The sequence below is a fragment of the Pseudomonas sp. BN102 genome, from assembly GCF_029871245.1.
GTDB lineage: Bacteria > Pseudomonadota > Gammaproteobacteria > Pseudomonadales > Pseudomonadaceae > Metapseudomonas.
In genome coordinates this window covers 53,199-64,751 of record NZ_SSON01000039.1, presented here as the reverse complement: position 1 = coordinate 64,751, position 11,553 = coordinate 53,199, and the positions used below count along the sequence as shown (strand labels likewise).

Sequence of the window (11,553 nt, the reverse complement as noted above, 5' to 3'; positions counted from 1 at the left end):
GGCGAATGGCCCGCGCACTCCCTCTAACCGGCTTTAAGCGACCTTTTTCTCTATGCGAATGCGCTTGATGCTGTTGGGTGGCGGCAATTCACTCGGACAGGCGCTGATTCGCCTGGGCGCCGAGGAAGACATCGGCTTTCTCGCTCCGCGTCCGCCCGAACAGGGCTGGGACGCCGCCAGCCTGACCCAGCTGCTCGATGACACCCGGCCCGACGCCGTGGTCAACCTCGCCTACTACTTCGACTGGTTCCAGGCCGACGAAGTCAGCGACGTCCGCCTGGCGGCCCAGGAGCGCGGCGTGGAGCGCCTCGCCGAACTCTGCCAGCACCACGGCATAATCCTGCTGCAACCCTCCAGCTACCGGGTCTTCGACGGCTCGCGGGCCACCGCCTACAGCGAGAAGGACGAAACGGTCTCCCTGAGCCTGCGCGGGCAGGCCCTCTGGCGCATAGAGCAGAGCGTTCGCGCGGCCTGCCCCAAGCATGTTCTGCTGCGCTTCGGCTGGTTGCTCGACGATAGCCGTGAAGGCCTGCTAGGACGCTTCCTCACCCGCGCCGAGCGCGACGAAGAGATCTGCCTGGCGGACGACCGCCGTGGCAACCCGACGCCGGTGGACGACGCCGCACGGGTGCTGCTGGCGGTGATCAAGCAACTGGACTGCCAGGCGCCGCTCTGGGGCACTTACCACTACGGCGGCCACGAGGCGACAACCTCCCTGGCCCTGGGCCAGGCGCTGCTCAGCGAGGCCCGCAGCCTGCACCCGCTGAAGGTGCAGGACATCACGCCCCAGGCCCACGCCGCGCGCCCCGACGCGCAGGACGAACCGCAGAACGCGGTGCTGGCCTGCAAGAAGATCCTCCATACCTTCGGCATCAAGCCGCGTGCCTGGCGCGCCGCGCTGCCGACGCTGCTGGACCGTTATTACCGCCATGGCTGACTCTCCCATCCTGATCACTGGCGGCGCCGGCTTCATCGGCTCGCACCTGGCCGACGCACTGCTTGCCAGGGGCCATGCCGTTCGCGTGCTGGACAACCTCTCGACTGGCAAGCGCGCCAATCTGGCACTGGACAACCCGCACCTCGAACTGGTCGAGGGTGACGTGGCCGATGCTGCGCTGGTGACGCGGGCCATGGCCGGCTGCAAGGCGGTCGCGCACCTGGCTGCGGTGGCGTCGGTTCAGGCCTCGGTGGACGACCCGGTGGCGACCCACCAGAGCAACTTCATCGGCACCCTGAACGTCTGCGAGGCCATGCGCGAGAATGGAGTGAAGCGGGTGCTCTTCGCGTCCAGCGCGGCGGTCTATGGGCAGAACGGCGAAGGCCAGGCGATCGACGAAGACACCCCCAAAGCGCCGCTGACGCCCTACGCGGTGGACAAGCTGGCCAGCGAGCAATACCTGGATTTCTACCGCCGCCAGTATGGACTGGAGCCTGCGGTATTCCGCTTCTTCAATATCTTCGGGCCGCGCCAGGATCCGTCCTCACCCTATTCCGGGGTGATCAGCATCTTCACCGAGCGCGCCCTGGCCGGCCTGCCGATCACCGTTTTCGGCGACGGCGAGCAGACTCGCGACTTCGTCTATGTCGGCGATCTGGTGGAAGTGCTGGTGCAGGCCCTGGAAATGGAGTGGCTGGAAGCCGGTCCGGTGAACGTCGGCCTCAACCAGGCCACCAGCCTCAAGCAACTGCTCGCCGCCATCGGCGAGGTGCTCGGTGGCCTGCCACCGGTGACCCACGCCGAGCCACGCGCCGGCGATATCCGCCATTCACGGGCGAGTAACACACGGCTGTTGCTGCGTTACGACTTCCCGCCGGCGACGCCGCTGCGCGAGGGCGTTTCGCGCCTGCTGGGGCGCTGATCGGTTCCAGTTCGCTTCTACCCTGTAGGGGCGAATTCATTCGCCAAGGGCTGCGCAGCAGCCCCCTGCAAGGCCGAAGGGCAGACCTGCGGTCTGCTTGGCGAATGAATTCGCCCCCACAGGTTTCCGCCTCCCGCATTTCTCCCAGACACAAGAAAGGCGCCCGCAGGCGCCTTCAGCAAGGGAGTGCTCGGTCAGAACTTGTAGCCGACGCCGACCATGTAGACCCAGGGGTCGACATCCACGTCCACTTTCACCTTGCCCACGCCCGCCAGGTCGGTTGTGGCCTGGGTGTCGATGTCGATGTACCAGACGGCGGCGTTGAGCAGCACGTTCTCGGTCAGCATGTAGTCCATGCCGGCTTCGAAGGCCAGGCCAATGGAGTCATCCAGGTCCAGGTTGCTGAAGCCTTGGCTCTTGCGCTGGCTGGTCAGGCTTTCATCGAAGAACAGCGTGTAGTTGATGCCGGCGCCGACATAGGGTTGGAATGCCGAGCTCGACTCCAGCGGGTAGTACTGCAAGGTCAGGGTCGGCGGCAGGTGCTTGATGTCGGCCAGCTTGCCGTCCAGGGCACCGAGGCCCTTGACGCCGACTTCGTGCTTGAACGGGGTGGCGGCCAGCAGGCCGACGCCGAGGTGGTCGGTGAACATGTAGGTGCCGGTCAGGCCCAGCTGCGTATCGCTGTCCAGTGTGGCCTTGGTGCCGCCCACCTTGCCGCCGGCGATCGACAGGTTGGAGCTGTCCTCATTCGGATCGACGGTGGCGGCGCCGGCGCGGAGGATCACATCGCCGGCCTTGTGGGCCTGGGCCAGGGGCGACGCGATGGCGAGGGCGAGCAGGGAGGCGGTGAGAAGATGCTTGCGCATGGGAGGCTCCAGTCAGTTCTAAATGTGTTTGGCTGGAGCCAGTTTCGATAATTAGGAAGCTTTGTATCTTGATCCAGAGCAATGTGTCGGCGGGATACGCCTACCGTAGGAGCAAGCTTGCTCGCGAAACGGGGATTCGCGAGCGTTCGCTCTTTCGGCCAGGGTCTCAGTTGCTGGGCGATTCGTAGGGGTAGATCTTGCTCGCCTCCATCTGGTAGCCGGCTTCGGCCAGCTCGCTGCTGCTGGCCTTCACCTGCAGTGGGCCCTCGATCCAGAAGGGCTGGTAGAGGGCGTCCATCAACACGCCCAGCTCGCTCTTCACATGGACGATCTGATTCGACGGCGGCGGCGGCACGTGGATGCAGGCGCCGAAGTAAGGCACCAGGAGGAACTCGGTGACGCGGCCTTCCTCGGTCACATCCAGCGGCACTATGTAGCCGGGCAGCTTCACTTCCTGGCCGTCCAGCGCCTTGACCACCGGCGCCGCCGGCGACTGCTGGGTGGCGGCCGGGCCGGCTTCGGCGTTGAGCGCATCGGACAGCTGCGAGAGGTCATGGATGGGAGCCGGCGGCGCAGGCGGCGGGGCGTCCGGCGGGATCATCTCGGCCCAGGTGAGTTCACGCACCTCGGCGGCCCAGAGCGGGGCGGAGAGGGTCAGCAGCAGAGCCAGCAGAATGGACTTCATGGGGATCTCACAGGCGAATGGACAGGCCGTCGGCCAGTGACTGCCGGTAGGCACGCCAGGCTGGCACCACGCCCATCAGCAGGGCGGCGCCCAGAATAGCGCCGAGCAGCGTCCACTCATAGGGGCTGGGCAGGGCGAGCGGCAGGTAGAGGCCGTAGCTGGCCTGCACATAGCCCTGGCTGAGGCCGATGCCGAGGTAGAGCAGGCCGACACCCAGTACCGCGCCGGCCAGGGCCAGGGCGAAGGCTTCCAGCACCAGCAGGCTGCCGATATGCCAGGGGCGCGCGCCCACCGAGCGGAGGATGGCCATCTCCCGGCGGCGCTCGTTGAGACTGGTGAGGATGGCGGTGAGCATGCCGATCAGCCCGGTGAGTACGACGAACAGCGAGACCACGAAGAGCGCCTTCTCCGCCGTGCCCATCAGGCTCCAGAGTTCCTGCAGCGCCACGCCCGGGAGAATCGCCAGCAGCGGCTCGCCACGGTACTCGTTGATCTGCCGTTGCAGGGCGAAGGTGGCGATCTTGCTGTTCAGGCCGAGGAGGAAGGCGGTGATGGCCCTGGGTTGCAGGTCCATGGCCCGAGCCTGGTCGGCGCTGACCTTGCCGGCGCCGCGGGCGGGTACGCCGTTCTGCCAGTCGACGTGCAGGGCTTCCATGCCCGCCAGGGAAATGTGCAGGGTGCGGTCCACCGGGGTGCCGGTGCGGGCCAGGATGCCGACCACGCTGAAGGGCTTGTCGTCGTGCTGCACCAGGCTGACCGTGCTGACGCCGTGGGCCAGCACCAGCTTGTCGCCCAGCTTGTAATGCAGTGCCTCGGCCACCTCGGCGCCGAGCACGACCTCGAACATGTCGGCGAACGGCTTGCCTTCGGCCAGACGCAGTGGTTGGCCGCGACCGTAGCGGTAGTGCTCGAAGTAGGCGGTGCTGGTACCCATGACGCGATAGCCGCGGTGCGAGTCGCCGAGGGAGAGGGGGATGGCCCATTTCACCCGGCGGTCCTGGGCGATGGATTCGAAGCTGTCCCAGCGGATGTTGTTGGTGGCGTTGCCGATGCGGAACACCGAGTAGAGCAGCAGGTTCACCGAGCCGGAGCGGGCGCCGACAATCAGGTCGGTGCCGCTGATGGTGCTGGCGAAGCTGGCGCGGGCTTCGCTGCGCACCCGTTCCACGGCCAGCAGCAGGCACACCGAGAGGGCGATGGCGAAGACCGTGAGCAGCGCCGTGAAGCGGCGGTTGGCGAGGCTGGCCAGGGCCAGGCGCAGCAGATGCATGTCAGATTTCCTCGGGGCGCGCGGCGCGGTTCAGGTCGGCCAGGGACAGGCTGCGGTCGAACAGCGCGGCCAGGCTCTGGTCGTGGCTGACGAACAGCAGGCTGGCGCCGGCCTCGCGGCATTCGGTGAAGAGCAGTTGGAGGAAGGCCTCGCGGGCGTCTGCGTCGAGCGCCGAGGTGGGTTCGTCGGCGATCACCAGTTCCGGCTGGCCAATCAGTGCCCGGGCGGCGGCCACACGCTGCTGCTGGCCGATGGACAGGGCGTCGGCACGGCGGTGCAGTAGGTCCTCCTTGAGGTCCAGGTGGCGCAGCAGGGTGGCGGCGGCCTGGTCGATGCTGCCGTGGCGCTGGCGCGCGCGTTCGGCGCGCAGGCGGGAGAAGCGGCAGGGCAGCTCGACGTTCTCGCGCACCGACAGGAAGGGCAGCAGGTTGAACTGCTGGAAGATGTAGCCGGTGTGGTCGACGCGGAAGTGGTCGCGTGCGCTGGCCGAAAGCGTCGCCAGGTCCTGGCCGAGCAGGCGGATGCTGCCACGGCCGGGCTTCTGCACGCCGCCGAGCAGGCCGAGCAGGGTGGTCTTGCCGCTGCCGCTGGGGCCCTTGAGGAAAAGGCTTTCGCCCCGTTGCAGGCGGAATTCGGGAATATCCAGCAATTCCGGGTGGTCGGGCCAGGCGAAGCCCAGTCCCTGGAGTTCGATCAGTGTCTGGCTCATGGGGAGGCAGCCGGGTTGCCCCGGCTGGGTCTGCAAGAAGTTAGAAGCTCAGGCTGGCGTTGGCTTTGGACAGTTCCGCGCCTTGCTGGCCCTGCGGGCCGATCAGTTGTACCTGAATTTTCTCGGTGGAGGGGAAGCGTTTGAACAAGACGGAGAGGTCCAGGGCCTTCAGCGCATCGGGACTGTCGCACTGCAGCTGGTAGTGGGCGTGGACCTCGCTGTGCTTGTGGTCGTGCTCTTTTGCGTGCTCCTCATGGTCCTCGTCGCCGAACAGCGGGCTTGCAAGCTCCTGGTCGGCCACCTTGCAGCCGGCGGCAGTGGGGATGGCGAAGAGTGCCAGGGGCTGTTCCAGTTCGGCGCGGGCGGCGGCGACCCTGGCCTTGTCGGCGTCGCTCTTCGCCGCGTGTTCGAAGCCCACCAGGTTCATGGCCGGGCTTTCCAATTCCAGCTCCAGGGTCTTGTCGGCCAGCGCGACGTTCAGGCGCGCGACGCCATGCTCGTGGGCACCGAGGCTGCCGTGCTCGTCGTGATCGTGGTGGTGCTCCTCGGCTTGGGCGGCGGCCAGGGGCAGCAGGGCGAAGGGCAGGGCGAGCAGCAGGCGGCGCATGGATGGTCTCCGGCAAGGACAAAAATTAGAGTTACGTTATAACAAATATTTCCAGCCCGCCAGCACCGTGGGAGCATTGCCATTCGTTCCTGGAGGAGTTGGACATGCTGCGCATACGTGGACAGATCGGCAACTGGCCGGTGGACCTGACGGTCGAGATGGACGCCGAGGACTGGGACCAGTTGGCCAGTCGACTGACGGTCGAAGCGGTGGCCAAGGCCCCGGCCGTGACGCCGACCCGCGCTGGCGGGGGAAACGATGCGCTCTGGGAGACCGCCCAGCAGCTGTTGCGCGAGGCCGGGCAGATGGAGGGCCCGCGCCTCTTGGCCGAACTGGAGGCCCTGGCCGGCGGCATGGCGGTGGGCAAGCGCCTGCTGGTGCGTTTGCGTCATAGCGAGCAGGTGCATGTCGAGGCGGGGGAGGACGCGCCGCTCTACATCTGGAAGGGCTAAGGTCGCTGGCCGGGGCCGCGCCCCGGTTGGCGAATGAATTCGCCCCTACAAGGTTCGGGCCTCTGTAGGGGCGAATTCATTCGCCAGGCAGTCCGAAGGGCTGCTGGTCAATAAATGGCCTGGTAGAGCTTGCGGCGGTAGGTGGTGACCAGCGGGTGGTCGTTGCCCAACAGGTCGAACACCTGCAGCAGGGTCTTGTGGGGCACGCCGTCGGCATAGTTGCGGTTGCGCACGAAGAGCTTGAGCAGGCCGTCCAGCGCGGGTTCGTACTGCTGGCGGGACAGCTGCTGGATGGCCAACTGGTAGACCGCCTCGTCGTCGCCGGCATCCTGTGCCAGGCGCGATTTCAGGTCGGCCACTTCGGGCAGGTCGGCGGCCTGGCGGAGGAAGGTCAACTGGGCTCGGGCGCCGGCCAGGGCCTGTTTGTGTTCGTCGCTCTTCACCGCGTTGAGCACGGTTTCCGCTTCGCCCAGTTCACCGCGTTCGGCCAGGCAACGGGCATAGAGGATCAGCCCGGCGGCATTGCTGTTGTCCTCGGTCAGCAGCTGCTTGAGCAGGTTCTCGGCCTCGCTGATGCGACCCTCGGTGAAGGCGGCCTGGGCGGCGTCCAGCAGGTTGCCCTGGGGCGTGGCCGGCAGCTGCACATGGGGTTCGAGCATGGTGCGGATGGCCGACTCCGGCTGGGCGCCGGCGAAACCGTCGACTGGCTGGCCGTCCTTGAACAGCACCACGGTGGGCAAGCTGCGGATGCCAAAGCGCATGACGATGTCCTGCTCGATGTCGCAGTTGACCTTGGCCAGCAGCAGCTCGCCCTGGTAGGACTCGGTGATCTGTGCCAGCAGTGGCATCAGGGCCTTGCAGGGCGCACACCAGTCTGCCCAGAAGTCCACCAGCACAGGCTTGTGGAAGGAGTTCTGGATCACCGCCTGGTCGAAGTCGGCGCTGGTGGTATCGAAGATGTAGGGAATGTCGCTCATCTGTGTTCTCGAAAGCGCGAAAGGATGGGCGAATCATACGGCTGCCGGCGGGGGATGAATATGCCCCGCACGAGCGCGGAGCTTTCCCGCCACCCGGTCTGCTTCACCTGTGGGGGCGAATTCATTCGCCAACCGGGCCGAAGGTCCGGCCCCGGAAACGGATTCGGAGCGCTGCGCGCTTCATCGCGAATGAATTCGCCCCCACAAGGTTTCCCTCACCAAGGCGCCGTCTGTGCCTCAGCGAATCGCGTGATACAGGCTCACAGTGCGGAATTCCGCCGGCTCGGCCAGGTCCGGCCAGGTGCAGGCGTCCAGCGCCGCGAGGCGGGTGTAGAGCGGGTGCTGGAAGTCGCGGACCCGTGAGTCGGCCACCAGGGCCTGGCGGCCGCGGCTGAGGAAGTGGTCGAGCAGTGGCAGGTTGGCGCGGTCGTAGAGCACGTCGGCCACTATTACCAGGTCGAAGCGGTCTTCCTCCTGGAAGAAGTCCGCCGAGTAATTCAGCTGCACCCCGTTCAGCTCGGCGTTGGCGCGACAGGCTTCCAGGGCCAGCGGGTCGAGGTCGCAGGCCACCACCTCGGCGGCGCCGGCCTTGGCTGCGGCGATGGCGGCGACGCCCGAACCGGCGCCGAAGTCCAGTACGCGCTTGCCGGCCACCCAGTCGGGCTTCTCCGCCAGCCAGCGCGCCAGGGCCAGGCCGCTGGCCCAGCAGAAGCACCAGTAGGGCGGCTCTTCGAGGATGCGCCGGGTTTCTTCGGGGCTGAAGGCGCGGTCCATGTTGCTGGCGTCGATCAGCCAGAGCTTGAGATCGGTGCCGGGCAGGGTCTCGACGCTGAGGCTGGCGTCGCCCAGCAACTGATTCAGGGCCTGTTGCAGCTGCTGCGGGGGCTTCATGGCGCAGGCACCATCTGCAGTGGGCCCAGGGCGCGGCTTTCCGGCTGCAGGATGAGGATCGGCCGCAGCTTGAGGATCAGCCGCCCGGACAGGCTGGCGCGGCCACGCAGCTCCACCCGCTCGCCACGGGGAAAGGATTCGGGGTTGAACAGCAGGCGGAACGGCAGCGGGCCGCCGTTGCCGTTCAGCACCAGGCTGGCCAGCAGGCGTTGTGGGCGGTCGTGGGAGTCGATCTGCAGCAGGGCCAGCTCCACTTCGCTGCCTTCCGGCGGCAGCTGCAGCGAGCCGCTGAGTTCGCGCAGATGGCCGGGCGTGGCCGCTTCCACTTTGGGCGGCGCGCTGGCCGGCTTGGCCGGGACAGGCGGCTCGCTGGCGCAGGCCGCCAGCAGGGTGGCCAGGAGAAGTGGGAGGAGTGGGCGCATGCGGGCTTCCTGATCTCTGTGCGCGGGCCTTATAGCGCAAAGCCGCCGGCTTGTCTTGCCCCGGGGATGCGCTACCATGGGCCACCCTTTTTTGCCGATGCCCCCCCAACGCCATGCACTGTCCTTTCTGCGGCGCCCACGACACCAAGGTCATAGATTCGCGGCTGGTCGCCGAGGGCGATCAGGTGCGCCGGCGTCGCGAGTGCCTGGCCTGCGAAGAGCGTTTCACCACCTTCGAGACCGCCGAACTGGTGATGCCCCGCCTCATCAAGCAGGACGGCAGCCGCCAACCCTTCGACGAGGACAAGCTACGTGCCGGCATGCAGCGCGCGCTGGAAAAGCGCCCCGTGAGCATCGAGCGCCTGGAAGCGGCTATCGCTCATATCAAGCACAAGCTGCGCGCCACCGGTGAGCGCGAGGTGAAGTCGCGGGTGCTGGGCGAACTGGTGATGGCCGAGCTGCAGAAACTCGACGAAGTTGCCTACATCCGCTTCGCCTCGGTCTACCGCCGCTTCCAGGACCTCAACGAGTTCCGCGAGGAGATCGAGCGCCTGGCCCGCGAGCCGTCGAAAGATTGATGGCCGGCAACGATCAGGCCCACATGGCCCGCGCCCTGGAGCTGGCGCGCAAAGGCATCTACTCCACCCATCCCAACCCGCGCGTGGGCTGCGTCATCGTCCGCGACGGCCAGGTAGTGGGCGAAGGCTGGCACGTCCGCGCCGGCGAGCCCCATGCCGAGGTCCACGCCCTGCGCCAGGCCGGCGAGCTGGCTCGCGGCGCCACCGCGTACGTCACCCTCGAACCCTGCAGTCATCATGGCCGCACGCCGCCCTGCGCCGATGCCCTGGTGGCCGCTGGGGTGGGGCGCGTGGTGGCAGCGATGCAGGACCCCAATCCCCAGGTCGCCGGCAACGGTCTCAAGCGCCTGGCCGACGCCGGTATCGCCGTGCAGAGCGGCGTCTTGGAGGCCGAGGCGCGGGCGCTGAACGCCGGTTTCATCAAACGCATGGAGCAGGGCCTGCCCTTCGTGCGGGTCAAGCTGGCCATGAGCCTGGACGGCCGCACCGCCATGGCTAGCGGTGAAAGCCAGTGGATCACCGGCCCCGAGGCCCGCGCCGCGGTGCAGCGCCTGCGTGCCCGCGCCAGCGTGGTGCTGACCGGCGCCGATACCGTGCTGACCGACGCCGCGCGCCTGACCGTGCGCCCGGACGAGCTGGGCCTGGACCCGGAACTCTCCGCGCTGGCTGTCAGCCGCCCGCCGCTGCGGGTATTGGTGGACGGCCGCCGGCGGGTGCCCGCTTCCGCGCCCTTCTTCCAGGCTGGCCCTGCGCTGGTGGTGACCGTGACGGACAGCGCTCCGTATCCGGGCCATGAGTTGCTGGCCCTGCCTGGCACCGACGGCCGAGTCGACCTGCGCCGGCTGCTGCTGGAACTGGCCTCCCGCGGCGCCAACGAGGTGTTGGTCGAGGCCGGCCCGCGACTGGCTGGCGCTTTCGCCCGTGCCGGACTGGTGGACGAGTACCAGATCTTCATCGCCGCCAAGTTCCTCGGCTCCAGCGCCCGTCCGCTGTTGGACTGGCCCCTTGAGCGGATGACCGAGGCCCAGGAACTGAAGATCGTCGAGATGCGCGCCGTGGGCGACGACTGGCGAGTCATCGCCGTTCCCCGCCCGGCTGCATGACTGCCCGTCCGCGCGCATGGCGCGAGCAGCCGATGCAAGTTCTTCACGACTGTGATAAAACGCCTGCCAGCCATTATTCGATGCATGGCTGAAACGTTCTCAGGGCGGGGTGCAAGTCCCCACCGGCGGTAATTGCGCAGTAAGCGCATAGCCCGCGAGCGCTCGTTGATGACGAGGTCAGCAGACCCGGTGCGATCCCGGGGCCGACGGTAATAGTCCGGATGAAGAGAGAACGGGATTGCCTGCCTGGGCCAGGGTACGTCCGTGCCTGCACCCGCCAGATCCCTTTCGATCCGATACGCCCTGTTTTTCACGAAACAGGAGTTCCATCGATGTCACATGCAACAGCCCACACCCTTCCGGCGCCGGCGGCCCGCCAGCGCGCGGACGAAGGGCGGGCGCCTATAATGCGTCTTTCGCCGGCCTCGGCCGGTCCGCAGCACGTTCTGGAGGTCCCATGTTCACCGGCATAATCGAAGCCATCGGCACTATCCGCGCACTGACGCCCAAGGGCGGCGACGTCCGCGTCCTGGTGGAAACCGGCAAGCTGGACCTCGCCGACGTCAAGCTGGGCGACAGCATCGCGGTCAACGGCGTCTGCCTCACCGCGGTGGAGCTGCCGGGCAACGGCTTCTGGGCCGATGTGAGCCGCGAGACCCTGGCCTGCACCGCCTTCGACGACCTCAAGCCCGGCAGCCCGGTCAACCTGGAAAAAGCCCTGACTCCCACCAGCCGCCTGGGCGGCCACCTGGTCAGTGGCCATGTCGACGGCATCGGCGAGGTGGTGATGCGGGAAGACAATGCCCGTGCCGTGCAGTTCAGGATCCGCGCACCGCGCGAACTGGCGAAATACATTGCCCTGAAAGGGTCGATCACGGTCGACGGCACCAGCCTTACGGTGAACGCGGTCAATGGCGCCGAGTTCGAGCTGACCATAGTCCCGCACACCCTGGGCGAGACCATCATGGCCGACTACCGACCCGGACGCCGGGTCAACCTGGAAGTCGACCTGCTGGCCCGCTACCTGGAGCGCCTGCTGCTCGGCGACAAGGCTGCCGAGCCCCAGGCGTCCGGCCTGACCGAAAGCTTCCTCGCCGAACACGGCTACCTCAAACACTGAATTCATAAGGAGGG

The 11,553-nt window shown here is 67.2% G+C and carries 14 protein-coding genes and 1 riboswitch; of the genes, 6 read left to right on the top strand and 8 right to left on the bottom strand.

What is annotated here, in order from left to right; translation table 11 throughout:
• The first annotated feature begins 52 nt into the window (after positions 1-52).
• Positions 53-937, top strand: coding sequence for a sugar nucleotide-binding protein (locus tag E8F12_RS07270; protein WP_280324597.1), 885 nt, complete (start codon positions 53-55; stop codon positions 935-937).
• Positions 930-1,859 carry an NAD-dependent epimerase/dehydratase family protein gene (locus E8F12_RS07265; RefSeq protein WP_280324596.1) on the top strand — a complete coding sequence of 310 codons (930 nt, stop codon included), beginning with the start codon at positions 930-932 and terminating at the stop codon, positions 1,857-1,859. Before E8F12_RS07270 ends, E8F12_RS07265 begins: the two co-directional genes overlap by 8 nt.
• A 194-nt stretch (positions 1,860-2,053) precedes the next feature.
• On the opposite strand, the gene E8F12_RS07260 is transcribed toward E8F12_RS07265, so the two are convergent.
• The 5 genes from E8F12_RS07260 to E8F12_RS07240 all read right to left on the bottom strand — a co-directional run bounded on the left by E8F12_RS07260 (position 2,054) and on the right by E8F12_RS07240 (position 5,996).
• The gene (locus E8F12_RS07260; protein WP_280324595.1) at positions 2,054-2,725 is read right to left on the bottom strand and encodes an OmpW family outer membrane protein; all 672 of its coding nucleotides are present in this window, start codon (positions 2,723-2,725) and stop codon (positions 2,054-2,056) included.
• 166 nt (positions 2,726-2,891) lie between these two features.
• Positions 2,892-3,410, bottom strand: a complete 519-nt coding sequence (locus E8F12_RS07255; RefSeq protein WP_280324594.1) for a DUF3299 domain-containing protein — start codon at positions 3,408-3,410, stop codon at positions 2,892-2,894.
• Positions 3,411-3,417: 7 nt separating this feature from the next.
• Complete coding sequence (locus E8F12_RS07250; protein WP_280324593.1) at positions 3,418-4,680, bottom strand: ABC transporter permease; 1,263 nt, start codon at positions 4,678-4,680, stop codon at positions 3,418-3,420.
• Position 4,681: 1 nt separating this feature from the next.
• The gene (locus E8F12_RS07245; RefSeq protein WP_280324592.1) at positions 4,682-5,389 is read right to left on the bottom strand and encodes an ABC transporter ATP-binding protein; all 708 of its coding nucleotides are present in this window, start codon (positions 5,387-5,389) and stop codon (positions 4,682-4,684) included.
• 40 nt (positions 5,390-5,429) lie between these two features.
• A complete protein-coding gene (locus tag E8F12_RS07240; protein ID WP_280324591.1) occupies positions 5,430-5,996 on the bottom strand; it encodes a DUF2796 domain-containing protein in 567 nt (188 codons plus the stop codon).
• A 104-nt stretch (positions 5,997-6,100) separates the two neighbouring features.
• Here E8F12_RS07240 and E8F12_RS07235 point away from each other — a divergent pair, with 104 nt between their 5' ends.
• Positions 6,101-6,448 carry a hypothetical protein gene (locus E8F12_RS07235; protein WP_280324590.1) on the top strand — a complete coding sequence of 116 codons (348 nt, stop codon included), beginning with the start codon at positions 6,101-6,103 and terminating at the stop codon, positions 6,446-6,448.
• A gap of 107 nt (positions 6,449-6,555) precedes the next feature.
• On the opposite strand, the gene trxA is transcribed toward E8F12_RS07235, so the two are convergent.
• From trxA to E8F12_RS07220, 3 genes are all read right to left on the bottom strand, one after another.
• Positions 6,556-7,425, bottom strand: a complete 870-nt coding sequence (trxA, locus tag E8F12_RS07230; protein ID WP_280324589.1) for a thioredoxin — start codon at positions 7,423-7,425, stop codon at positions 6,556-6,558.
• Positions 7,426-7,662: 237 nt separating this feature from the next.
• Entirely contained in the window at positions 7,663-8,316 is a 654-nt protein-coding gene (locus E8F12_RS07225; RefSeq protein WP_280324588.1) for a 50S ribosomal protein L11 methyltransferase, read from the bottom strand.
• The gene (locus E8F12_RS07220) at positions 8,313-8,738 is read right to left on the bottom strand and encodes a YbaY family lipoprotein (protein WP_280324587.1); all 426 of its coding nucleotides are present in this window, start codon (positions 8,736-8,738) and stop codon (positions 8,313-8,315) included. Before E8F12_RS07220 ends, E8F12_RS07225 begins: the two co-directional genes overlap by 4 nt.
• 113 nt (positions 8,739-8,851) lie before the next feature.
• Here E8F12_RS07220 and nrdR point away from each other — a divergent pair, with 113 nt between their 5' ends.
• The 3 genes from nrdR to E8F12_RS07205 all read left to right on the top strand — a co-directional run bounded on the left by nrdR (position 8,852) and on the right by E8F12_RS07205 (position 11,539).
• A complete protein-coding gene (gene nrdR, locus E8F12_RS07215) occupies positions 8,852-9,316 on the top strand; it encodes a transcriptional regulator NrdR (protein ID WP_280291946.1) in 465 nt (154 codons plus the stop codon).
• On the top strand, positions 9,316-10,419 hold the full coding sequence (gene ribD / locus E8F12_RS07210; RefSeq protein WP_280324586.1) for a bifunctional diaminohydroxyphosphoribosylaminopyrimidine deaminase/5-amino-6-(5-phosphoribosylamino)uracil reductase RibD: 1,104 nt from the start codon (positions 9,316-9,318) through the stop codon (positions 10,417-10,419). Before nrdR ends, ribD begins: the two co-directional genes overlap by 1 nt.
• Before the next feature lie 91 nt (positions 10,420-10,510).
• Positions 10,511-10,657: riboswitch (FMN riboswitch) on the top strand.
• A 219-nt stretch (positions 10,658-10,876) separates the two neighbouring features.
• The gene (locus E8F12_RS07205) at positions 10,877-11,539 is read left to right on the top strand and encodes a riboflavin synthase (protein ID WP_280324585.1); all 663 of its coding nucleotides are present in this window, start codon (positions 10,877-10,879) and stop codon (positions 11,537-11,539) included.
• Positions 11,540-11,553 lie beyond the last annotated feature (14 nt).